20 protein-coding genes are annotated in these 21,687 nt (G+C 68.1%); 11 read left to right on the top strand and 9 right to left on the bottom strand.

Going from position 1 to position 21,687, the window contains the following annotated elements:
- The coding region (locus ABZ803_RS33745) for a hypothetical protein (protein ID WP_357045668.1) at positions 1-1,910 on the bottom strand (1,910 nt) is incomplete at its 3' end.
- A gap of 59 nt (positions 1,911-1,969) precedes the next feature.
- Entirely contained in the window at positions 1,970-3,472 is a 1,503-nt protein-coding gene (locus ABZ803_RS33740) for a hypothetical protein (RefSeq protein ID WP_357045666.1), read from the bottom strand.
- A 399-nt stretch (positions 3,473-3,871) separates the two neighbouring features.
- Between ABZ803_RS33740 and ABZ803_RS33735 the strand changes: the two genes are divergently transcribed.
- Both ABZ803_RS33735 and ABZ803_RS33730 read left to right on the top strand, forming a co-directional pair.
- A complete protein-coding gene (locus ABZ803_RS33735) occupies positions 3,872-4,591 on the top strand; it encodes a ParA family protein (RefSeq protein ID WP_357045664.1) in 720 nt (239 codons plus the stop codon).
- The gene (locus tag ABZ803_RS33730) at positions 4,591-5,526 is read left to right on the top strand and encodes a chromosome partitioning protein (protein WP_357045662.1); all 936 of its coding nucleotides are present in this window, start codon (positions 4,591-4,593) and stop codon (positions 5,524-5,526) included. The genes ABZ803_RS33735 and ABZ803_RS33730 overlap by 1 nt, the downstream gene beginning before the upstream one ends.
- A 23-nt stretch (positions 5,527-5,549) precedes the next feature.
- Here ABZ803_RS33730 and ABZ803_RS33725 read toward each other — a convergent pair whose 3' ends face one another.
- The 4 genes from ABZ803_RS33725 to ABZ803_RS33710 form a co-directional block, all read right to left on the bottom strand.
- A complete protein-coding gene (locus ABZ803_RS33725; protein ID WP_357045660.1) occupies positions 5,550-7,316 on the bottom strand; it encodes a hypothetical protein in 1,767 nt (588 codons plus the stop codon).
- Positions 7,317-7,662: 346 nt separating this feature from the next.
- A complete protein-coding gene (locus ABZ803_RS33720) occupies positions 7,663-7,869 on the bottom strand; it encodes a hypothetical protein (RefSeq protein WP_195078870.1) in 207 nt (68 codons plus the stop codon).
- Positions 7,870-8,051: 182 nt separating this feature from the next.
- Positions 8,052-9,011, bottom strand: a complete 960-nt coding sequence (locus ABZ803_RS33715) for a glycosyltransferase family 2 protein (RefSeq protein ID WP_357045657.1) — start codon at positions 9,009-9,011, stop codon at positions 8,052-8,054.
- Between the two features lie 13 nt (positions 9,012-9,024).
- Entirely contained in the window at positions 9,025-9,870 is an 846-nt protein-coding gene (locus ABZ803_RS33710; protein WP_357045655.1) for a winged helix-turn-helix domain-containing protein, read from the bottom strand.
- A gap of 138 nt (positions 9,871-10,008) precedes the next feature.
- Here ABZ803_RS33710 and ABZ803_RS33705 point away from each other — a divergent pair, with 138 nt between their 5' ends.
- From ABZ803_RS33705 to ABZ803_RS33665, 9 genes are all read left to right on the top strand, one after another.
- On the top strand, positions 10,009-10,239 hold the full coding sequence (locus tag ABZ803_RS33705) for an excisionase family DNA-binding protein (protein ID WP_357045653.1): 231 nt from the start codon (positions 10,009-10,011) through the stop codon (positions 10,237-10,239).
- On the top strand, positions 10,239-10,550 hold the full coding sequence (locus ABZ803_RS33700; protein ID WP_357045651.1) for a hypothetical protein: 312 nt from the start codon (positions 10,239-10,241) through the stop codon (positions 10,548-10,550). Before ABZ803_RS33705 ends, ABZ803_RS33700 begins: the two co-directional genes overlap by 1 nt.
- Positions 10,550-10,789 (top strand): hypothetical protein, encoded by a 240-nt coding sequence (locus ABZ803_RS33695; RefSeq protein WP_357045649.1) that lies wholly within the window; start codon positions 10,550-10,552, stop codon positions 10,787-10,789. The genes ABZ803_RS33700 and ABZ803_RS33695 overlap by 1 nt, the downstream gene beginning before the upstream one ends.
- 103 nt (positions 10,790-10,892) lie before the next feature.
- Positions 10,893-12,737 (top strand): TraM recognition domain-containing protein, encoded by a 1,845-nt coding sequence (locus tag ABZ803_RS33690; protein WP_357045647.1) that lies wholly within the window; start codon positions 10,893-10,895, stop codon positions 12,735-12,737.
- Entirely contained in the window at positions 12,734-13,474 is a 741-nt protein-coding gene (locus tag ABZ803_RS33685) for a DUF4913 domain-containing protein (protein ID WP_357045645.1), read from the top strand. Before ABZ803_RS33690 ends, ABZ803_RS33685 begins: the two co-directional genes overlap by 4 nt.
- On the top strand, positions 13,474-16,332 hold the full coding sequence (locus ABZ803_RS33680) for a toprim domain-containing protein (RefSeq protein WP_357045643.1): 2,859 nt from the start codon (positions 13,474-13,476) through the stop codon (positions 16,330-16,332). Before ABZ803_RS33685 ends, ABZ803_RS33680 begins: the two co-directional genes overlap by 1 nt.
- A 13-nt stretch (positions 16,333-16,345) precedes the next feature.
- Positions 16,346-18,562 carry an RRQRL motif-containing zinc-binding protein gene (locus tag ABZ803_RS33675; RefSeq protein WP_357045641.1) on the top strand — a complete coding sequence of 739 codons (2,217 nt, stop codon included), beginning with the start codon at positions 16,346-16,348 and terminating at the stop codon, positions 18,560-18,562.
- The gene (locus ABZ803_RS33670) at positions 18,559-18,864 is read left to right on the top strand and encodes a hypothetical protein (protein ID WP_357045639.1); all 306 of its coding nucleotides are present in this window, start codon (positions 18,559-18,561) and stop codon (positions 18,862-18,864) included. The genes ABZ803_RS33675 and ABZ803_RS33670 overlap by 4 nt, the downstream gene beginning before the upstream one ends.
- Positions 18,864-19,217 carry a hypothetical protein gene (locus ABZ803_RS33665; RefSeq protein ID WP_357045637.1) on the top strand — a complete coding sequence of 118 codons (354 nt, stop codon included), beginning with the start codon at positions 18,864-18,866 and terminating at the stop codon, positions 19,215-19,217. The genes ABZ803_RS33670 and ABZ803_RS33665 overlap by 1 nt, the downstream gene beginning before the upstream one ends.
- 63 nt (positions 19,218-19,280) lie before the next feature.
- Here ABZ803_RS33665 and ABZ803_RS33660 read toward each other — a convergent pair whose 3' ends face one another.
- From ABZ803_RS33660 to ABZ803_RS33650, 3 genes are all read right to left on the bottom strand, one after another.
- Positions 19,281-19,460 (bottom strand): hypothetical protein, encoded by a 180-nt coding sequence (locus tag ABZ803_RS33660; RefSeq protein WP_357045635.1) that lies wholly within the window; start codon positions 19,458-19,460, stop codon positions 19,281-19,283.
- A gap of 96 nt (positions 19,461-19,556) precedes the next feature.
- A complete protein-coding gene (locus tag ABZ803_RS33655; RefSeq protein ID WP_357045633.1) occupies positions 19,557-20,306 on the bottom strand; it encodes a hypothetical protein in 750 nt (249 codons plus the stop codon).
- 206 nt (positions 20,307-20,512) lie between these two features.
- Positions 20,513-21,427, bottom strand: coding sequence for a hypothetical protein (locus tag ABZ803_RS33650; protein WP_357045631.1), 915 nt, complete (start codon positions 21,425-21,427; stop codon positions 20,513-20,515).
- Positions 21,428-21,687 lie beyond the last annotated feature (260 nt).

Below are 21,687 nucleotides of genomic sequence, written 5' to 3'. Positions count from 1 at the left end.
TCGATCACGCGGGCGCCGGTGCCGGCGTTGGAGATCCGTGTGTCGGCTTCCAGCCACTTCTTCACCGAAGCGAAGCCGACGTGCAGGTCGCGAGCGATGCGGCTCGCTCCGTGTTCGGGGTTCTCCTCCTGGCGGGTCAGCACTTGGGCGATCTGCTCGACCGAGGAGCGTGCTGCGGTCGCCTTCTTCACCTCGTGTGCCCGCGCCCATGCCGACGCCGTGATACCGGCCGGTGGTGCTCCGTACGCGGCCGTGGGGTGCTCCGTAGCGCCGGTGCGGGTGCTACGCGGGGTGCTCCGTTCGGCGCGAGCGTGCTCCGCAGCAACCTTGCGATGCTCCGTGGGCTGCTCCGCACGGCGCTCCGCCAGAACCGAAGTGCTCCGCAGGGTGCTCCGTACAGCAGAGGTGGTGCTCCGCAGGGTGCTCCGTTCGACGGGCGGACTGCTCGGTTCGTGCTCCGCAGACTGCTCCGTAGCAGCGCTCTGCTGCTCCGGAGCGGGGTGCTCCACAGCGGTGCTCTGTTGCTCGGTGGTCTGCGTAGCAGGGGGCTCCACAACCCGCTCCACAGGCGCGGTCTCCTCGACGCCCGGCTGGGTCTCCACCGGATCTACCAGCCCTGCAACGGGTGCGGGCGCGGCCTGCTCGATGTCCGGCTCGACCACACCAGGCACGGTCGCGGCCTCGGGCGCTGTGGTGCTCCGCTGCTCCGCAAGGTGCTCCGTAGCGGCCGGGGTGCTCCGCAGACTGCTCAGTTCGTGCTCCGCAGGCTGCTCCACAAGGTGCTCCGCAGAGTGCTCCGTAGTGGTGCTCTGCTGCTGCGCAGGGTGCTCCGTAGCGGGGTGCTCCGTAGCGGTGCTCTGCTCAGCGAGCGGGGTGCTCTGTTCGTGCTCCGCAGCAGCAACCATCGGGCGCTGTGGAGCAGGTGCTGCGTTCGTCTGCTCCGTAGCGGTGCTCCGCTCGGCCGGGTGCTCCGCAGGATGTTCGGTGGCCGGCATCTCGATGCCCTCGTCCGTCGCCTCGTGTCGCACGGGTTCCGGGCGGGCGGTGAGGATCTCGGGCAGGATCCGGTTCCCGGCGTCACCGACCTGGGTGAGGGCCGCCAGGCGTGCGTGCAGGTCCTCGTGGTCGGGGACTTCGGCGGTGGCTCGTTCGATGGCGTGGCCGTAGCGTTCGGCGACGAGGCGGTGGGTGACCAGGGCGACGCCGATCATGATCGGTGCGACCACGTGCACACCGAAGCCGGTCACATCACCGGTCCGCAGGTACGGGAAGGTGTTGAGCGCGATACTCGCGGTCAGCAGGATGCCCTCGACGGTGTAGACCTGCCACAGCTTGTCGATGACACCCCACTCGGCGGTGTCAGCGGTCGAGAGCATCAACGCGACCAGCACCACACTGATCAGGGCCTCCAGCCCATAGGACAGCCAGAACATCGGATTGGTGACACCGCCAGTGGGGGCGATGTTCTGCTGCACGGTGACCGCAGAGAACAGCATCGAGAACGCGACCACACCCGCCAGCAGCCCCAGCACCCGCGGTTTGCGCTGGTGCAGGCGAGCGACTTTCGCGTGCGGGCTGCTGCTGTGGCGCTGCTCCCCGATCGCTTGCGCGGCCCGCAGCAGATCCTCGGCTTCCCGCTCGGCCAGCTGCGAAGCGGTGCGCCGCACCCGCTCCGCGGCATCAGCGGCGGCCTGGATCCGCGCCCGCTGCTCGTTGCGTTCGTGATCACGCACCAGTTCGGCCAACTCGCGGGAGGCGACGAGCTCACGCTCCGACAACGCCTCCAGCAGCGCAGGGTCGTCCTGGTGAGCCAGACGCTCATGCGCGATCTGTACCCGCTCGGGCAGCGCACCCACGATCAGGGCGTCACCATCAGGAGGGGTGGTTCGGGGTTTCGAACGGGAGGACATCAGGGGAAACCTTTCTCGGCGGTGTCGCGGATCGCGGGGCTGGTCGGTGTTGTGGCCCGTCATTTCTGACTCGGGCGTTTCTGTGCGAGTTCGGATTCGAGGCGGGAGATGGTGTTCTGCGCGGCAGCCAGGGCGCGCTCCAGCGCGTCGGCGCGGGCGTCGGCGGCGGACTGGATCCGGGTGATCTCAGCGGCGTGGTCGCTACGCAACTGCTCACGGTCCGCGCGAGCTTCCGACCGCACCGTAGCCAGATCGGCACGCACCTCGCTGATTTCGGCCCGAAGTCGCTGCGCATCGGCATCGGCGTCGGCGGCCGCGCGCTGAGCAGAGGTCGCATCCGCGCGGGCGGCGGCGAGCTCTCCACGCAAATCCGTGGCCTCGGTTCGTGCGCCGGCCAGCTGGGTGCGCAGATCGGTGAGTTCACCGCGGAGCCGGTCAGCCTCGGTCCGGGCATCGGCGGCAGCTTGCTCAGCGGCGGCCTGGGCGGATTCAGCGCGGTGCCGCGCCGCGACCGCGGCGTCACGACCGTCGTGCGCCCCGGTGATCTGGACAGCGGCGTCGTGCTCGACCTGGTCGACGCGAGCGGCGGCGGCCTGCTCGGCTGCGGCGATCTGCTCCCGCGATTGTGCCTCAACCGCCGCGATGCGCTCGGCAGCTTCCGCGCGAGCTGCGTCGCGGTCGACGATCGCCGCGTCGCGCTGCGCACCGGCCTGCTCTGCCTCACCGCGCGCCCTGGCGGCGGCTGCCTCGGCGGCGGCGACCTGCTCATCGGCTTCCGCGCGGGCAGCGGCGACCTGCTCATCGGCTTCCGCGCGGGCAGCGGCGACCTGCTCGGCAGCCTCCGTTTGGACGGCTTCGATCTGCGCTACGGCCTCGGCGCGCACGATCTCGACCTGTTCGGCGGCGGAGGCCTCGGCGGCTGCGATGCGCTCCTCCGCGTCGGCACGCGCCGCGTCCCGGGCGGCGATCGCGTCTTCGGCCGCGCCTTCGGCCAGCGCCTTGTCCTCGAGCGCGCGGTCACGCTCGCGTCGGGCGGCGATCGCGTCGGCTTCGGCGTCGTCCGCGCGGGTGTTCGCTACTGCCAGCTCGGCCTCGTGCTCGCGGCGGATCTGCGTGACCTCCGCGACCGCCGCGTCCGGATCGATCGCGGTCGCGACGATCTCGTGCACCCGGCCGACCAGCTCCCCCAGCTGCTCGCGGTGCGCGGTTGTCACCATCTCAACCTGCGCGAGCAGCTCCGACAGCGACGCCCGCGACGACGTCACCGGCCGGGGCGCGTTCGGCCGCTCCCGGCGCGGCGCGGCCTGGCCGGCCGCCGCCAATTGCAGCTCCCGGCGCCGCTGGAACGCCGTGGTCCGGTCATGGGTGCGCCGCTGCCCATCCGGATCCGTATGCGGCTCACCGCAGTAGCTCGCCTGACGGCCCGGACGCGACGTCAGCGACACCGCCCGCCCGCACACCTGGAATTCGCCGGTTTCCGCATCGAAACCGATTGGGAATTTGCATACGCGCTGCTCACCTGCCGCCGACTCAGCGGTCGGGGTCTCTGACTGCTCGCTCATACCTCGATTCTACCGTAATTCTGTTAAGTAATGTCGTTAATAACAAATCGAATTGTTTCGATGAAACGTTTTGTCGTAACATAACATAACTTGCTTGAGATCACGGTCGAGACCAGCGGCGGACAGTCCCCGCCCACACCTGGCCGGGTCGGCGAGCGGTGCGAGCTTGGCGACCAGGGGTTTCGCCGAGAGCCGGGGGTGCAGACGTGGGAGAAGCGGCTCATACGCCGGTGTGGTCGTTCTCTTCGCCGCCTACTGCGCGGTATCGTCTCGGCTGAATCGAGCCAGGTAGCGGCCCCTGCCCCAGGGCGGCAGGGTGAGCTCCGCTTCCTATTCGCCGCACCCGCCCCGGTGGAAAGACTCTTTCCACCGGCGGGGCTTAGCTAGGAGCCATAGCCCATGACGACGGCAGATACCCGCCGAGTCCTGCGAGTCCTGTTCTCGACATTGAAGGGCGGTCCGGGTAAGACGACCAGCGCGATCCTGACGGCGGTGGCGCTGGTGCGCCGGGGCCTGAAGGTGGTCGTCATTTGCGCCGACACCCGTACGCGCGGTGCGACCGACTGGGTTCAGGAGGCGGAGCGGGTTGGTGACCGGGTGCCGTTCCAGCTCGCGATCTGGCACGAGAGCGACGGGCCACTGTCGCAGTACGCCCGGACGGTGGAGCGTTCGACCGGCGCGGATGTGGTGATCATCGATACCGGTGGTGAGCAGCCGGAGAACTTCACCCACGGCTGCCTGTACGCGGACTGGCTGATCTGCCCGGTCGGCCCGTTCCGCGCTGAACTGCGACGACTCGTGCCGACCTATCAGAGCGCGGTCGCGGTCAACGACTCTGGCTCACCGCTCGAGGTCAGCATCCTGCTGACCCGCTGCCCCGCCGCACACAAGGGCAAGGCCAAGGAGGCGCGCGAAGCGCTCACCTCGAACCTGGTCAGCGACACCGGGGAGCTGGATCCCGACACCCCGTACGCCCTGGGCCTGGATGTGCTGAACACCGAGATCTCGCGCGGGGTCGCCTACGACGAGTTCTACGGCCTCATTCCCGAAGACGTCGGCGAGTACGACGACCTGGCGGAAGAGATCCTGGCCCGCCAACGCGCGGACGAGGCAGCCTGATGCCCGCTCCACAGCGACCGAAGAAGAGCCGCAGCGCCGGTGGTCTCCCGTCGACGGCGCACAGCGATACCGCGGCGATCGTCTCGGCGGTGCTGACCACCACGCGAGCCGAGGTTCCGACCGAAGACGCCGCCGCTGCTCCCCCGCCGGCCTCCCAGATTGACGCGCCACTGGCGGAGTTCGCGCACCGACCGGACAACCCGCGGTGGGCGCGTGAGTACGACCCGGAAGCCGATCCGGAGCTGGCGGCCTTCGCCGCGACGGTCGACGAGTTCGGCATCCTTCAAGCGGTGACGGTGTGCTCGCGAGAGGCGTGGCTGGAACACCATCCCGGCGACAAGTTCGACGATGAGGTCCGCTACGTCGTCATCATGGGCAATCGCAGGCTCGCCACTGCCCGGCACAAGAAGGTCGACAGGCTGCCGCTGCACCGCAATGACCGACTCGCCGATCCGAGGCTGAGCAAGGAAAGCGGGATCATCGAGAACTACCACCGCAAGCCCTATGACCCGATCCGCGAGGGCGGCGAGATGGCCGCGGTGCTCGCGATGACCGGCGAGAGCAAGCGAGCCTTCGCCGAGCGGATGGGGATCTCCCACACCCAGGTGAACCAGCGGCTGCAATTGCTCGAGCTGATCCCCGAGTTCCAGGGCATGGTGTCGGACCTGGCAATGCCAGTACAGAAGGCGCTCAAGCTCGCCGTGCTCACCGCCGACGACCAGCGTGCGCTACTGGATCTTGGGCAGCCCTACGACCCTGCCCGGCTCATCACCGAACCGGAGTCCGGCACCGAGAATGGAAAGAGTCTTTCCACGACCACGGCGGTGAAGATTCCCAAGAGCAGCACACCCACCGATGTCGCCCAGGTGCTACGCGACAAGCTCGACCCAGCTCTTCTCGATGCGGTCCTGCACATCCTCAATGGGGCTGCGTAATCGCACGCAGGCACTGCCATGCCCTACAGAGGCCAGCTCAATTCTGGCGGGCCAGTAGCTAGCTGGGCGGCCCAAATCGCCTCGTCCAGGCCAGAGTCCAGATCCCAGGGCGCGAGCTGCACGGTCGGCTCGGCGCCGCAATCGTGGTCGGCGGGAATCTGGTGCCGTAGTTCCAGCCAGGCGTGCCACTCGGCGCGTTGTCGTTGGATCCGGGCGAGGTAGTCGGCGCGGACTTCGCGCAGGCCGTGGGCGGTGGCGATGTCGTCGAGGGTGATCTGGCCGGGGGAGACGGTGCCGCGGGCGCGGGTGATGAGCCCGGCCTGGGCGAGCACGGCGAGGGTGTCGTAGCCGGTGCTGCGACCGACGCCGGCGGCCGCGAGTACGTCGGCGACGTTGGTGAGGCCGGTGTCGACGATCAGCTGGTAGACCGCGCGGTGGTGCAATCCAAGCACTTTCCAGGCGTCGTGGACGGGCCGCAACTGGACGCGGTCGGCTGGCACCGGCTCCACGGCCTGATCCAACTCTGGGCCGCTGTAGGCGGTGACCAGGCTGTAGCAGTCCGCGTCCCGGTGCACCGCACGCCGGATCCGCAGGATCGGGCTGCCTGGCCGCTCCCGCAGGTCGGCCAGCACATCAGCGACCGTCCCGATCGACAGCAGCCCAGCAAACCCGGCCAGCGCGCGCACACCGACCGCGACCAGCGGTGTGCCGTCTCTGCCTGTCTTCCCTGCCACCAGCGCGGCATAGGCCAGTGCATCGAGCACAGCAAGCACTGTCCAGCGGTGTTGTTGGCCGGGCCAGGTTTGGTGGACCCAGGAATGGGCGGTGGCAAGCCACCGAGAGTGGGTATCGCTGTGCAGCGGAGCAGATTTCGAGCCGTAGGAGCCTTCGGGGGGTGTGAGACTTATGTTCCTGTGTTCGGGAGAACGGACTAATGAGCTGGCTGTGATCCAACGGGCACAGATGCGCTCCCAGTCGGCGGCCAGAGCCTCGTCGGGGCGGCTGTAGTGGGCGTACGCGCTCGCCAGACCGTGCCAGCTGCTGTCACGGCGTGCGCGTACGTCATCGAGACTCCAGCCGCGTTTCGCGCACGCGGCCAGGACGCTGGCACGGGCCTCCGACCGGGAAGGCCATCGGCCATCGGCGGGCATGGCGCCGCTGACCGCGAACGCCTCCACAGGCGCCGGAATCTGGCTCCTCCAGCACCAGTGCCCGCGCAGCCGCGCCGCACTGCCCACGCCCTCCCACAAGTCCGCAGACAGCTTCATAGGGGCGGTAGACGTCTGCTCGGTGGTGGTGTGGTCGGGCTCGACACCCAGGTACTCCCGCAGGCGTGCGAGCAGGCCGGGCTCCGCGCCCTGACGCAGCGCAGCCGCCGCCTCGTCGACGCCGCCGTCCAGCTCCCGGACCGCGCCGCTGCGGGTCGCCGACCCAGGCGGAGTGATCGCCCCGGTGCGCGGGTTGAGCATCAGGCCGATATCCAGCGTCGGCAACCGCGAGCCGAGCAGGCGCATGACCGGCTCGATCTCGTCGCGACTGTGGGTCTCACCGGCAGCGAAGGCCGCGAGGACATGGCGGCCGCGGTTGGCCGGGTTGAGGTCGGACACCGGGAGTGCGCCGCACGCGCGCAGCCACGCCTTCGCGTAAGCCACGTCTTGTGCCACCTGCACCGGTCCGGCGCGCTTGGAGTCGAAGTCCAGCGCCAGCAACCGTGTGCGGTGCGCAGCGTCGTAGACCGGCACCGCGGCCGGGGCCGCCGGCGGCCGCCGCGTCAGGCGCCGAGTCGACACCGTGGTGTTCGTGTGGCGGTCGATCAGACGCATCGACGGCCGCGCCGCGATCAGCGGGGCAAGAGTCGACCAAGCCAGCTCACGAGCCGTGTCGGCAGGAGCTGGAACGTCACTGTTAGTGGCGAGTAGCAGAGAGAGCTCGGGCAGCAAATCGTGACCTACTGGTCCGGCCGCAACGCTTGGTCGGGTGTCAGCGCTCTTGCTACCCTCATAGACGCTTTCCACAAGCGTTGGGTCCTCTGAGGGTATTGAGTGGGATCCGAGCGAAGGTCTCCAGTTGGCGCTGGGGACCTTCACCCATTTCTGGGGTGAGTCATGCCCACAATGGGCACGTTCTCCAGGCGGGTCAGGCCGGGAGTCTCAGGTCCTCCTTGTATGCCGAGGGAAGTCCGGGGTAGTCCGGGAGTCCGAGTTCGCGTCGCAACGCGACCTCGTAGAGGGCCCGGATATTGATTCCTCGCGCGGCCGCCTCGTCAGCGATCGCAGCGACGACTTCGCGCGAGAGGTCGATGCCGACCTTCTTCGTTGGGGGCAGTTTCGCGGGTCTAGCCATGGCTGTAATTCCTAGAGGAAACGAGGCTATGGGTGCGGGAGGCGCGCCGAAAGGTATTCCACACAAAGCGTGTGGAATGAGGCTGGCCACGCGGGCTTGGCGTCCTACCCGTTGTGTCGAACGAGGTAGATGTGTGTAGCGACTGCCCTCTGGATCTCCTGTCCGCGAGTCAGCCGGTTGCCTCACTGCTTTCGCGTGATCTCAGCTTGTGCCCAGAACGGGCGTACAGAACGCCAGGAGTCGATCCCGCCCTGGATGTCCTCAGGAGGAACGACTGCGCGGATGAGTCCCCAGGTCGCTAGCAGCCGCGGAATGACCAGTCGGCGGTCACGGTCCCGCTGTGGCCGGATGGCGTCTTGCAGCCAGCGGTACGACTGCGCGATCTGGCATTGCAGGGTCTCGAACCGGGTGAGCCACTTCCGGTCGTATGCCCGTCTGGAGTTGAGGCGGAGTACTTCGCGCCACAGAGTGGCTTTGTCGCTCCTGTCGTGCTGGTAGTGGAATTTGTTGACGTAGTAGGTCGGACGGTCGATGCGTGCTAGGCGCTGCTGGAGGTCGATCTCCTCGTAGAACAGGAAGAATTGTTCATCGAACCCCTCTACGAGTTCGAACGCTGGACGTGGGATGAGCAGGAACGCGCCCATGTTCCAGTCGACGCGGCGATCGTCGGTATAGCCTGCTGGGGAGCGCTGCAACAGCGGCATCCTCCTGGCCTTTTGCCATTCCAGCGGCACGGTGGGGAACTCGTCCCAGGACCAAACGATGTCACCACTGAACGACTGCTGCTGGATGCCGACGCATCCGAATTCGCCGAACTGCGTGACGTATTCGAGTAGATCGGCCATATTGCAGTCGATCGTGGTGTCCGGGTTCAGGAACAGGACCATCTGCACGGCGGATCCAAGGCTGTTCACCGCTTCGTTGCAGGCCGCTCCGAACCCCACGTTCGTCCCGGCGATCACCCTGTTCACTGCTGGGTGACGCTCGGCGATCTCGACAGACTCATCCGATGAGCCGCAGTCCCGCACGACCACCCAGGCCCCGCTGGCGTTGGACTGAAGCGCATCCAGACACTGAGGCAGATCAGTCGCGTTGTTGTAGGTCACGATCACTACACCGAGTGCGGCGATAGGCGTCGACATAGTTTGCTCGTTTCTACGGCTGGAGGTCGCGGCCGATTTTCCAGACGCTCTCGTACCAGCGCTGGCATTGGTCGATGAACTGGGATTTGAACGACTCCTTGTCGGCCTGGTCGGTCTCGAGGTGGAACAGAGTTGCGTTCTTGCCCGCCAGGTCGAGCATCACCGTGTCTTCGCCATCCAGCGGTAGCTGATGTTCCTCGATGGGGTAGAAGCCGAAGAAGGCATCGAGTCCATTGATGATGTAGAGCTTGAACAGCGGCGCGGCTGGGTAGACGCGGATCTGCACAGAGGCGGACTCGATCAGTCCGATTCGTTTCAGTTCCAGTACTTCGTCGTGGATGCCGAATGCGTGGCGCTCCATGATTCGTTGCATTCGGCGGCGAAAGGCAGGACTGTCTGCGAGGTCCGATGCTCGCGCGGGTAGCGCCCATGGCGTTCCCGGGTCCGGAACGAGGATTCGGACGTCGATCGACTCGGGACGGAATCGTCCGTCTCGGATCTTGTCCAGCGGCTCGGAGATAGCGCCATGGAGGGTCTCGGCGGCGAAGCCCGCGAAATCCACTGTCACCTTCGGCTCTATGAAGGCCCGCTCGAGGTGCGGTCGCAGCCCCACCGGTTTGCTCGTGCGTTCCTTGACGAACACTCCAGATCCAGCACGGCTGTAGACCAACCCCTCTGTGCGGAGTTCCCCAACCGCCTGCTGCGCAGTCACTTTCGACACGCCGTACCGCTGAGCGAGTTCGGGCCCGCTCGGCAGCTTCTCCCCTGGCTTCAGTTTTCCGGTGAGGATCGCAGCCCGTAGCAGGTCAGCGAGTTGCCGCCGAGGCGGGCGGGGGTCGTCAGGGTCGATCGCGCTCATGCCCATCAGCTTAGAACCTGCCTACATCCTGCATAAGTGGCCTATCCATCTATTGACCTGCCTATTCAGGTTGATGCACCATCTACCTGCATAGGCATCACGGAAGAAAGTTCCGGAATTCCCGCAGGAGGCCCCTTCATGACTCTCGATCTCTCCGCCACTTCACGCCCGGAGGATCTGGTCCCCGAAGACCTGATCCCGGCAAGTACGGCGGCGTCCCTCGTCCACGTAGACGCCAAGACCATCAAGAACTGGATCAAGGCGGGCGACCTGCGCGGATGGCTCGTCAACGGTCGCCACTACCGCGTACGGCGTAGCGAGGTTCTGAGTCTCGTTCAGCCCGTCGCGGCCGTAAGCGGTGACCGCTGATGAACATCCCGACTGTTTGGACGCGCGAAACCTGGCGGCGGGCGGCCGCGCCGACGATCCCGGCGGTGCTCGAAGTCCGCGGGCACATGGTCAGCGAGGAGACCGCCCACCACGCGGACTACGTCGGCCAGGACCGGTGGGTCGTCGATTTTCTGCCCGGCCGCCAGCTGACTCGGGAGCAGGCGCGAGCGGCGATGCGGATCGCGGTGGCGCCGGACCGAATCGAGGTCGAGCGGTGGGCGAACCTGCTGGGTCTGACCGCTGCTGAGGCCCGCGGTTTCGCGGCACTGCCGGTGGAGGTGGCGCGGTGATGGCCCGCGAGCGGGTGGTCGATGTGGTGATTCCGGTCGTACCGGAGTCCGGCGGCATCGGCATCGGTGTCGTCGGGGCGATGGCCGCGATGTTCGCCGCCGTCGTGGTCCTCGCCGCCATCACGTGTGTGGTCGTGTCCTGCACCGATTTCGGGCCGGGCTCGACGATCCCGACCGGAAACGGGTGCGCGCCGTTCTGCACCGCGACCGCGACGCCGGACCCGGGGGTGACCCGGTGAACGCACCCCAGCTTCAGAGCCTCCGTGATGAGGCCGCCGACCGGCTGAAGGCCGTCGCCGCCAGCACCACCGAAATTGAGGGGGCGGCCTGATGGACCGCAGCGTGAAACAGCCTGGTAGTTCGGATTTCGCGGAGACCTGGGGTTACCCGGCCGCTGTCGCTGGCGCGATCGGTTTGGGTGAGGCCGCGGGGATGTCGATCCGGATCGGGGAGGCCCTCTACGGCGGCCCGCAGCAGCACGTGTCCTGGAACCCGCTGACCATGGCGCTCAACCTGGCGACCGGTGATCTGGCGTGGACCGGTGCCGCTACCGGTGGTGCGGTCACGTTGGTGGCCGGGACCGCGGTGTCGGTGGCCGGGTCGGTGTGGGCGTGGCGGGCGACCTGCCGCAAGTGCTCCCAGCTTTCCCGTCAGCGGGGCCGGATCAAGCGCGAGGCCATCGACTCTCAGGCCCGGTTCATGGGCCGGGGTAAGGAGCTGGCCAGCCTGCGCCGCGAGGCGATCTTGGGCAAGGCGAAGGAACTGCGGGTGCAGCTGCGCGACGGTGACGAGCCGGGCGTGCTGATCGCGTTGTCGGTGGCCGATGGTCAGCGGCTGTATGCCTCGTATGAGGACCTGCACCTGGATATCTGGGGTCCGCGTACCGGCAAGTCGACCTCCCGGGTGATTCCGGCGGTGATGGAAGCCATCGGTGCGGTGGTTGCCACGTCGAACAAGCGCGATGTGGTGGATGCGACCCGCAAGGCGCGCTCCAGCGATGGCCGGCGGGTGTTCGTGTTCGATCCGCAGGGGGTGGCGGCCGAGCCGTGCACGTGGTTCTGGGATCCGGCCGACTGGGTGTTGGGCGAGAACGGCGGTGCGGGGGCCGAGGAACGCGCCGCGGAGCTGGCGGGGCACTTCGCTGCCGGGAACGACACCGCGTCGCGGGATGCGTTCTTCGAGCCCGAGGGCGAGGACCTGCTGACGGGTCTGATCCTGGCCGCCGCGGTGGCGAAGAAGCCGATTACGCAGGTGTTCCGGTGGGTGACCAAGTCCTCGGATGACGAGCCGGTCGACATCCTCCAAGACGCTGGATACGAGCTGGCCGCCGCGGCGCTGCGTGACCAGTACGGCGCCCCGGAGAAGCAGAAGGGTGGGGTGTTTTCCACCGCCAAGAAGATGGCTGCCTGCCTTCGGTTCTCCTCGATCCAGCGGTGGGTGTGCCCACCCGGCAAGGGGGAGAAGCCCCGCACGGCGTTCAAGGTCGAGGAGTTCGTGCGCTCCCGCGACACCCTCTACCCGCTCAGTGAGGAAGGCCCGGCCAGTGCGGGACCGTTGGTGACCGCGCTGTGCGCGGCGGTCGCCGGTGCGGGCAAGGCCGAGGGAGTGGCTCACCCCGGTGGCCGGTTGCCGGTGCCGTTGACGATCGTGCTGGACGAGGCCGCCAACATCGTGCGCTGGCGGGAGCTGCCCAAGCAGTACTCCCACTTCGGCTCTCGCGGGATCGTGGTCATGTCGATCCTGCAGTCCTGGGCCCAGGGGGTTCGCTGCTGGGGCGAGGACGGCATGAAGGCGCTGTGGTCGGCGGCCAACATCAAGGTCATCGGCGGCGGCCTGGACGACGAGGCGTTCCTGCGCGCCCGTAGCGAGTTGATCGGACCGCACTACGAGCAGTCCACCTCGGTCAGCAAGGCCCAGGGCGGGCACCGCTCGACCTCGGTGTCGCGCACCACCGAAATCACCCTGCACCCCAGCGATCTCGCGGCGCTGCCGCGCGGGCGCTGCGTGGTGTTCACCTCCGGAAACCGCCCGACCCTCGGGCAGACCGTGCCGTGGATGGACCGCCCGTACGCCGCCCAGATCACCGCCGCGCTCGATGAGATCGCCGCTTCCCACCACACCCCGCCCACGCGCCCGCGTCTGTGGGTCGTGGGGTCGAGCACCGAGCAGGAAGGCCAATCCGCATGACCACCACCGAAACCACTCCCACTGCCGAGGAGATCGACCTGTCGGCGGTCGAGGGGAACGAGGAGATCGCGGCAGCGGTCGAGCTGACCGAGGCGTTGTCGGGCGCGGTCCGTAAAGCGGTGAATTCGCAGGTCAGCGAGGCGGCTGCCCTGATCGCCAAGGGTGTGGTCGACAAGGTGCTCACCGAGCCGGTCGCCGAGGAGATGCGGGTCGCGGCGGTGCGCGACGCGATGGCCGCTGTGGATGCCAGCCACCAGCCCGAGGACCCGGTCGCGAAGCTGAAGTACCGCAACCTGGAGCTTTTCGTCGCCAAGTTCGTCGCCCAGCTCTACCGGCGCGATGTGGTGCGGGAGGGCACGCAGAAGAAGGCCCGGTGGTGCCCGCAGTGGTGGGACCACGGTGAGGCCGTCGCACGCCTGGGGGCGTTGTGGCGGGCGTTCGAGCGGATGCGCCAGGGCGATGGCGTGGAGATGTCGGTGTGGTGGCTGCACCACGCCGACCCGACGATGGAACGCCTGCTGGATCCGGAGAACGGCCCGTTCAAGTGGTGCTCGGTGCCCGACGGTCATGTGCGCCGGTTGCAGGCGCTGCCGGTGGTCGAGATCCCCGAGGGGTTGAAGTTCCCCGACGGCTACGACTACGACGAGGTACCGCCCAGCGCGGCGGTGACGGGCACCGGGCTGTACCTGCCGTCCGCGCCGTTGCAGACCCGCCGCGTCATCAGGGCGTTTCCCTGATGGCCGCCCCGAACACCTCCGATCCGGGGTCGTGGGTGCGGGTCACCACCGCCCTGGAGCAGGTGGTAGGGCCGGGGCGGCCGGCTGGGTCGTGGACGCGCTACTGCTGCCCGGTCCACGAGGGCGACGGCCGCCACCACCGTCCGTCGCTGTCGGTGAAGTACTTCGCCGACGCCGGCCGCACCAAGGTCCGCTGCGAGACCGGCTGCGACGACGAGCAGGTCCTCGACGCGGTCGGGTTGAAGGTGCGTGACCTCTACGACAACCCGATCCGGCGAGGCCAGCGCGGGACCGGCCGCTCCCATCAGGCCCGGCGCCCGAGCGTCCGGCAGGAGTCGCGGGCCGATCGGGCTCTGCGGCAGGCGGGGATCCCGGCGAAGAAACCCAAACGGGAGCTGGGCGAACAGCTCACGCCGTGGAAGCCGATCGTCACCTACACCTACGTGCGCGCTGATGGCACCGTCGCTGGTGAGGTCATCCGCAAGGAAGCCCAGTTCGCCCGCGGCCGCGACAAGTCGTTCTCCCAGCGGGCGTGGAACCCGCAGCGAAACGACTGGGAGTTCACCGGTTTCGACAAGATCCCGTTCCGGCTGCCGGAGGTCCGCGACGGCATCGACGCCGGTCGCACCATCTACCTCGTCGAGGGCGAAAAGGACGCGCTCAACGCCGCGGCCGCCGGTTTGGTCGCGACCACGAACGCCGGTGGCGCCTCGGGGTGGTCGCCCGAGCACGCCGAATGGTTGCGGGGTGCTCGCACCGTGGTCATCGTCGCCGACCGCGACGCTCCCGGCTACCACCGCGCCGAAAGGGTCATGCAGACCCTCTCAGGGCTGGTAGGGCGGGTGCGGGTCGTGCAGGCCGCCACCGGCAAGGACGTCACCGACCATCTGGCCGCCGGGCACGGTGTCGCCGATCTGGTGCCGATCCCGCACCTGGATCCCTACACCCCCGCCCTCGCTCCCGCCCCGGCCCCGGCGCCCGCCCCGGCGCGCACTGCGGCAGCCGGACCGGCCCCACCGCCGCCGACGGTGGCAGCCGATCCCGACGTCCCCGCTGAAAAACCCGCTCCTGGAGGAACTCTCATGGCCGAATACCTGCTCGCCCCGTCCCTGGACACCCCGCCCCCGCAGTCGGACGAAGTCGACCACATGCACAGCCAGTGGTCGGTCTTCGCGAAGCTGTTGATGCAACACCTGCTGATGCTGGCGTCCAAGGCTGTCGCGCAGCGTCTGGCCGCCGCGCAGGCCGAGGCGGAGAAGTCGGAGGAAGAACGCAAGGCCGCCGAGGAACGGCGTGCCGCTGAGAAATCCGCGGTCGAGACCCGGCTGCGCAAGCTGCGCCAGGCCGGCTACGACACCGCCTCGCGCACCGAGATCGCCGATGCCGTGCGTGATGCGGCCACATGGGCCAATGACAGCGAGGTCGCCGGGCTGGAACTGGGGCATCTGGCCGAGCACGTGAGCAGCCGGTTCGGAGTCGACATCGACATCGTCAACGGTGAGGCCCATGTCATCGCCTCGGCGGATCCGGCGATGCTGGCCGCCGCCGAGCAGGAACGCGCCGCCCTCGCGCGCGACCGCACAGCCCAGGACCGGGCAGTCGAGATCGTCGCTGCCGATGACGACATCGACGAAAGCGCGAAACTCCAGCTCTACGCCGCAATCGAGGCCTGGCGGGCTGATCCGAGCCCTGACCGGCTCGAAACACTGACTCGCCAGCTGGAGGACAAGAAGGTCCCCGCGCAGACCCGCCACCGGGTGCGGTTCGTCTTCGCGTATCTCAGCGACGACACCGAGATCGGCAGCGTCGGCAATGTCGGCAACGCCGTGTCGGCGGCCCAGGAGCTGGGCCGCCACGCCCGGCCCTTGGTCGACCCGGGGGAGGAAGCCAAGGCGCGTATCGACACGTTGCTTGAGACCTACCAGGAGCAGCTGAAGGTGGGTGCACCGACCCAGCAGGTGCAGCAACAGCTGGCCGGTGAGGTCGAGGTCCTGACCATGCAGGACCAGGAGGCGACGCGGGAACGGGGCAAGGCGATCCGGGCCAATCCCGCGGGGCACTACCCGCGGTTGTGGCCCAATCACGTCGACCGCGACGAGCTGACCACTCACATTCGTGCCTACGCGGCACTGGCACCCCAAGCCGAGGCCGCCGCGGGCAAGGCCGGTGACCTCGCCGACGTCACCGCCGTGCAGCTGCGCAAGTCCGCCGCCCGGCACAAGGCCGCGATCAAGGAAGCACTCGCCACCGGTGAGGGCCTGCACTCACTGGAAAAGGACCAGCTGCGCGCGGTTCTGCGGGATATCGACGCGGGCAAAACCGACATCCCCGAGCAGCTGTTCGCCGATGACCGCTCCGCGGCGACCACCGATATCAACCGCTACAAGCGCATCGCTCACGACAACGCCCGCGCGCGGCGCCGGGACCTGGACAAGATCCTGGATGACGCCGCGGTGCCCGAGCAGGTGCGCACCCAGATCCGCGAGCACCTCGGCCGCACCACTGCAGCGGTCGAGGAGTCGACCCAGCAGGTCGCTACCGCCACCCGCCGCTGGGCCGAACGCCGCGAAGCGGTCGTGGGCTCCCGCGGCGGCGCCGGCGTCGAATCCGTCGACTACGACAGTCCGCAACGGCACAAGGACATCGAAAACCAGTTGCGCGGTGCCGGTCTGGACGAGGACCAGATCGCCGAGCGGATGGCCGCCGAATCCTCCTTCGCCAAACCACCGTCGGCCGCGGCCAAGGCGGCGAAGCTCAACCCGCGCACCACCAACCCCGGCGCCGGGATGCAGCGGTTCAACCACCGCGGCAAGGGCAAGGGCAACGGCCAAAACCCCGATCAGGGCACCAGCCGCTGAACAGCTCGATCAGATGAGCGCCGTACACGACGAGCAGCAGCCCGACACCTTCGCGTGGCGGGCTGCTCCGTCTCACCTGAAAACCCGCCGCCAGCTGCGTGCGGCGGGCCTGCGCCCGAACGGCCAAGACCCGGCCGCGCTGATGGTTCGTGAGCCCACGGGCCGTAAGCGCCGGTTGTGGGCCTACCTGTTCGACGTCCGGGCGGCCGCGCCCAAACGCACCGCCACTCCCGCCCAGCTCGCCGCCGTCGAAAAGGCGGTGCGCGAGCACCAGGCCCGCGCCGCCGAACGGCACGGGCTCTCCCGCGAAGAACTCACTCAGGAAACCGATCCGGGGCCGGGCTGGACCGACCCCACCACCCACCAGGAGGAAAACCCTATGTCCGACACCATCACTGCCGCAGGCGGCAAGGCCGCCCCCGGTGAAGACGCCGCTGGGCAGCAGCCGCAGCTGGGTGCGCCGGCCGGGCACGGCCAGCGCGTGGCGTACCTGCTGGCCACCGTCGCGGCCAACCAGGCTCGTGAGCGGTCGGCCAAGGTCGATGCCGCGATCGGGCGGGCCGAACGCGGTGAGGACGCCGATTGGGATCTGGAGCCGAAGATCCGTGAAGCGATGTCCCAGGCCGAGACTCGCTTGGCAGCGATCCCGTGGCAGAACCGGACCGCGATGGTCGCCTCGCTGGCTGATGCTCTGGTGTGGTCCTTCGATTCGGAGCTGGCCGCCCAGCGCCTCGACGAACTGACCAGCTCCTACGCCCTGAGCTGGGGTGTGCTCATCGACCCCCACGATTTCACCGTCAGCATCGACCCCGCCTTCGAAGCCGAGCACTACCAGCGCTACGCCGAAGCGGCGAGTGTGTGGGATCGCGAGTCCGCCGTCATCGACCTCGTGGCCGCGCTGCCGATGCCAGAAGCCGCGAAAGACGCCGCGGTTCAGGCGGTGATGGCGTGGCGCGGTCCCGAGGTCGACCCGCTGGACCCCGACGAGCATCGCGTCAGCCAAGCCCGGCGCCGCGAGCAGCTCGACATCGCCCTGGATGCCGCCCGGCTCACCGCCGAGGACCGCGCCCGGGTGGAGTTCGTGGTGGACTACCTGCGCGGGGAAACCTCGCGGGTGGATCTGCTCACCAGCCCGGTAATCGTGGACCCGGGCGAGGAGGCCCGCGGCCGGGCGGCGGCGCTGCTGGAGCAGTTCGCGAACAACCCGAAAGCCGCTCGTGAGGTCGGCAAGCAGATCTCGGTGCTGACCGACGCCGACCAGGAACGTGTCCGCGACGTCGGCCGCGCGATCCAGGCGGGCCAGGCGGTCGATTTCGCGGTGTGGCCCGGCTACGTCAACCGGGAGCAGTTCCGGGAAGCGCTGGTGGAGTACGCCGACGACGCGGCCGAGCTGCGCAGCATGGCCGACTACCTCGCCGAAGGCCATCTCACCGCGGAGGAACAGGCTCGCCTCGGTGCGGTCGTCGGCACGCTCACCGACGACACCAACCTGCAGATCACCCGCATGGCCGCCCAGCGTGAGCAGCTGCTCGACCAGGCCCGCCACGGCCATGGGCTCACCTCGATGGAGCGCGCGCAGATCGCGTGCACGATCGAAGACATCGACGCCGGCGTGATCCTCGGGCACGAACAACTGCCGGAGCTGCTGTTCGCGGACGAACGCACCAAAGCCAGCGTCGACTTTCTGCGCACCGCCGAGCCCGCCGCCGACCTGTCGAACACCACACGCAGGCAGATCACCGAGCTGATCGACACCGCCAGCACCGCCGCCCCGCACAGCCGCGAGGACCAGCGGCTGCGCTTCGAAGTGTCCTCGATGACCGATGCCCTGTTCAGCGTGGCCACCGGATCACCGGGCACCAGCGTGGAACTGGACCGCCAGCAGTACACGATCAAACGCACCGAGCTGGGCAAGGCACTCGCCCGTGCGGGCGTGGATCCGGACGTACAGCAGCGGATCCGGACTCTCGTCGATGACCGCGCCCGCCAGGCCGGGGAACTCGGCCGCGGCGCTGCCGCTCGCCGCCAGCAGTGGAGGGACAAGACCGCCAACATCGTCGCCGCCCGCGACGACGCGATCGCCCAGCGCCAGGCCGCAGCCGCCGACCGCAGCCCCCGCTCGGGACGCAGCTGCGCAAGCAGGCCCGACCGCGCGGCGCAAGCCGCCTCCCCTGCCCCAGCCCGTTCTGCAGCACGGCGACCGGTCCACACGTCGGGGGTGGAGCGGTGACCGACACCGAAATCGTGGATCTGCACGTCATCGCGCGCCTCGCCGATCCCGCTGGTGCGGTCGCCGACCTGTACTCCTGCGAGTTGTTCTACAGCGACGACGGCAGCGTCTACGGCCGCCACGTCAGCTGCCGGTGGGAAGCCGTTCCCGCCGCCCCGGGCGCCCCGGGCAGTCTCGACGCGCTCGACGCCGCGCTCACCGCCGCCGGGTACACCCGCACCAGCCAGTGGCGGCGCAAGACCACCAGCTCCGGCGCGGTGCGGTACTTCACCGTCGCCACCATCCGAATCGAGGACATCTGATGAAGACACCACCGGGAACCCGGCAGCGTGTGCTCGCTGTGTGGTGGCGCGGCCTGCGTCACGAGCTCGTGCACGCCCGGCGGCTGCGGCGGGCGCTGCTGTGCGCCGAGCTGCGCGGGCGGGGTGTGGCCCACACCAGCGGCGGGGACGCGGTCACCGTGCGTGTGGACGGGCTGTGGTTCGACGTGTACCCCTGGCTCCGCGAAGACGCCGGCTTGACCTGGGTGGTCGACCACCCGCACACCGAACTCGACGACGAGCACCCCGGCCACGAAATCGGCCGTTGCCGCGGTTTCCGCTTCCCCCTCGACCAACTGCCGGTGATATGGGCGCGCTACCGAGGCACCGACTGAACACCCAGTAGGCAGGGCAGCCCCGGAACACCCAACGTTCCGGGGCTGCCCTGCGTACTGGGCCTACTTCTTCCCGCCGCTCTTACCGCTACCGGACTTCGCCGCGCTCGACTGAGCACGGGAGGCGAAGCCGGACTTCGCCGAGCTACTGCCCGGGTTCTTCGCCGCTGCGGACTGGACGCGGGACGCGGCCGCAGTGGTCATCTTGCCGCCGCCGTGGCCTTTTCCGCTGGACTTCGACATCGCGAACTCCTTCCCCATCACAGGCCCCTCTTCCGGGATACGCCTGTGGCTGGCGCACGACAACGCCGATCCTGGGAGGCGGTCTCCCTCCCGCTCTTACGGCTGAGGGCGCGTGTTGTTGATCTCGGTGACGCGGCTCATGCCTGCGCACCAGTCCCGTGTGTGCGGCGAGACGTAGCCGAGCAGGTGCATGCAGTCGCTGAGACGGCCCGGGATATTCGCTTCGAGAAGAGGTTCCATGTGCGCGGCGCGGTTGCGCAGCTTGACGATACGGTCCAACCGGCCGTGGACCAGGACCTCAGCGGCGATCGTCTGGTTGGCCGGATCCTGGCCGACGTGGGGGAACGAGTCGGCCAAGGCGTGAGTCCACAGCGCTTGGAGACCGGCCTTTTTCGGATTGGCAGGCGGGAGGAGTTTGCGCCAGAGCCCGAAGGTCAGCTGGGCGAGGATGTCGTCGTGGCAGACCGGCGCGTTCCGTCGCGGATGCTTAGGTTCGCGGCTTCCTTGTGCGGCTTTGGCGTGGTCCCGAGCTTGCCTGACGGCGCTGGCGACGAGACCGGCCAGCGGAGCGGCGGGCAGGGTCGTCCATTCCGGTGGGTAGTCCTGGCCGGTCAGGTGGTCGCGGCCTCGGGTGGGGTTCCAGGCGCGTAGCTGCTCGTCGATGGAGTTACGGACCACCACCTCGACGACGCCGAGGACTTCCTGCAGGGCGGCGGCGAGCTGGAGGTTCCATTGGTAGAGCGCCAGGGCCAGTTCACGGTCATTGGAAGCAGCCCTGAGGTAGGGCGTCATGCGAGGACTGCTCAGGTAGCGGCTGACCTGTGCGGTCACCACACGTGCGGACATCAGAGCAGTTATAGGCGACCCCACTGGGCGCGACCAAACCGAGACGGCAACCTTATCCCTGATAAGCGGTAAAGTGGTGGGTGAATGCGGGAGACAAGAGCTGCCGCGAATCACATGGGAACGCCCCGGAGCCGACTGCTCCGGGGTTTCTCCTTCTCCTGCCTTTTACCAGGTCAGGAAGCCGCCGGGCTGTGGAGAGGGCGGCCTCAGCCTCGGGGCGCGCCGCCAAGAGCACTGTCCAGCAGAACGGCGAAACCGAAGTAGAAGTGGCTCAGCCCCACGATCGAGATCAGAGCGCCGTACTTGTAGTACGCCTCATGGAAGGGATCTGCCAGCAAGTTGTCCAGCTGATCCCTTCCATCCCCGAAGTGCAAAGAGTCGCCGTAATTGAAGGTTCGGATCAGCTCGTCGGGGTTGATGTTGCCGAAGCTCACCGGGTTCTCGAGCGTGGCATTGCTCGCCTTGAGCGCAGTGAGCGTCTGGATGGTGTGGTTCATCAACTTGCCCCGCGCAGCGCGCCACAGCGGCACTGTCTCCAGGATGACCTTCTGCTGATCCTCGGGCAGGCTTTTCATCGCCTTGAACAGTGCGTTGTGAGCGTTGGAGAAAGAGGCTGGCTCGCCGTCGTTGTGCAGCTGCCTGAACGCAGCGGACGCACCCAGGAAGCTCTCGTCGGCCGGGAAACCGAGCACACGGACGTACCAATCCTCCGTACCCGAATACCGCCCCACCGACAGCTTTGTGTCGTCGTTGATGAGGCTGAACCCCGCCAGTCGGCGGCTCATCGTGATGTACCGCTGGACGAGCGCCCGGTCGTCACCCTGCAGCGGTATCTGTGGGAATGCGTTGGGGTCGGGCAGACCGAACACGTAGTCCAGCATCTCCCAGTTATGGCGAAACCCCTTGGCATCACCCTTGCCGTGCTGCTGCAACGGCGGATCGAACGCCAACGGCCGCGGATGGATCGTGTCCTCGACAGGTGTCGCCTTCCACTCAACCGTATTGCTGCTGGCGTTCACGGTTCGGTCGGTGATCGTCAGCAAGAACTGGATCGAGGGGGCGTTTTCCGGTGCGTCATCCGCTGGCGGCCATTCGACCGACATGTATTTGGACTCAGACACCTTCCTCGGTGTCAAAGGCCCCTCAGGGCTCTCCGGGTCAACCGGGCCCCTCTGCTTGGACCTGCGCTTGGCCTCGCCGCCCACACGGCGATCGGCGAGCGGGGCTGGCTTCGGACTCCGCCTAGGCGCGGGATCGTCGGCATGAGCACGCTGTGACTGCGCGAGCTGCTTGGCCCGTTGCCTGGCGCGCTTCTTGTCGCCCCTCTTACCCATAAACCATCCCTTCGACCGCACACATGGCAAAGGCGCTTGCAAGCTGC

The sequence above is a fragment of the Nocardia sp. NPDC047648 genome (genome assembly GCF_040642815.1).
Taxonomy (GTDB): Bacteria; Actinomycetota; Actinomycetes; order Mycobacteriales; family Mycobacteriaceae; genus Nocardia; species Nocardia gamkensis.
Note: the sequence above shows the minus strand (reverse complement) of the source record. Positions and strands in the feature narration are given on the sequence as shown.

Excerpts from the sequence above, each read along its gene's own strand:
- ABZ803_RS33740 (WP_357045666.1), bottom strand. The coding sequence starts at position 3,472 with ATGAGCGAGCAGTCAGAGACCCCGACCGCTGAGTCGGCGGCAGGTGAG.
- ABZ803_RS33735 (WP_357045664.1), top strand. The coding sequence starts at position 3,872 with ATGACGACGGCAGATACCCGCCGAGTCCTGCGAGTCCTGTTCTCGACA.
- ABZ803_RS33730 (WP_357045662.1), top strand. The coding sequence starts at position 4,591 with ATGCCCGCTCCACAGCGACCGAAGAAGAGCCGCAGCGCCGGTGGTCTC.
- ABZ803_RS33720 (WP_195078870.1), bottom strand. The coding sequence starts at position 7,869 with ATGGCTAGACCCGCGAAACTGCCCCCAACGAAGAAGGTCGGCATCGAC.
- ABZ803_RS33715 (WP_357045657.1), bottom strand. The coding sequence starts at position 9,011 with ATGTCGACGCCTATCGCCGCACTCGGTGTAGTGATCGTGACCTACAAC.
- ABZ803_RS33710 (WP_357045655.1), bottom strand. The coding sequence starts at position 9,870 with ATGAGCGCGATCGACCCTGACGACCCCCGCCCGCCTCGGCGGCAACTC.
- ABZ803_RS33705 (WP_357045653.1), top strand. The coding sequence starts at position 10,009 with ATGACTCTCGATCTCTCCGCCACTTCACGCCCGGAGGATCTGGTCCCC.
- ABZ803_RS33700 (WP_357045651.1), top strand. The coding sequence starts at position 10,239 with ATGAACATCCCGACTGTTTGGACGCGCGAAACCTGGCGGCGGGCGGCC.
- ABZ803_RS33695 (WP_357045649.1), top strand. The coding sequence starts at position 10,550 with ATGGCCCGCGAGCGGGTGGTCGATGTGGTGATTCCGGTCGTACCGGAG.
- ABZ803_RS33685 (WP_357045645.1), top strand. The coding sequence starts at position 12,734 with ATGACCACCACCGAAACCACTCCCACTGCCGAGGAGATCGACCTGTCG.
- ABZ803_RS33680 (WP_357045643.1), top strand. The coding sequence starts at position 13,474 with ATGGCCGCCCCGAACACCTCCGATCCGGGGTCGTGGGTGCGGGTCACC.
- ABZ803_RS33675 (WP_357045641.1), top strand. The coding sequence starts at position 16,346 with ATGAGCGCCGTACACGACGAGCAGCAGCCCGACACCTTCGCGTGGCGG.
- ABZ803_RS33665 (WP_357045637.1), top strand. The coding sequence starts at position 18,864 with ATGAAGACACCACCGGGAACCCGGCAGCGTGTGCTCGCTGTGTGGTGG.
- ABZ803_RS33660 (WP_357045635.1), bottom strand. The coding sequence starts at position 19,460 with ATGTCGAAGTCCAGCGGAAAAGGCCACGGCGGCGGCAAGATGACCACT.
- ABZ803_RS33655 (WP_357045633.1), bottom strand. The coding sequence starts at position 20,306 with ATGTCCGCACGTGTGGTGACCGCACAGGTCAGCCGCTACCTGAGCAGT.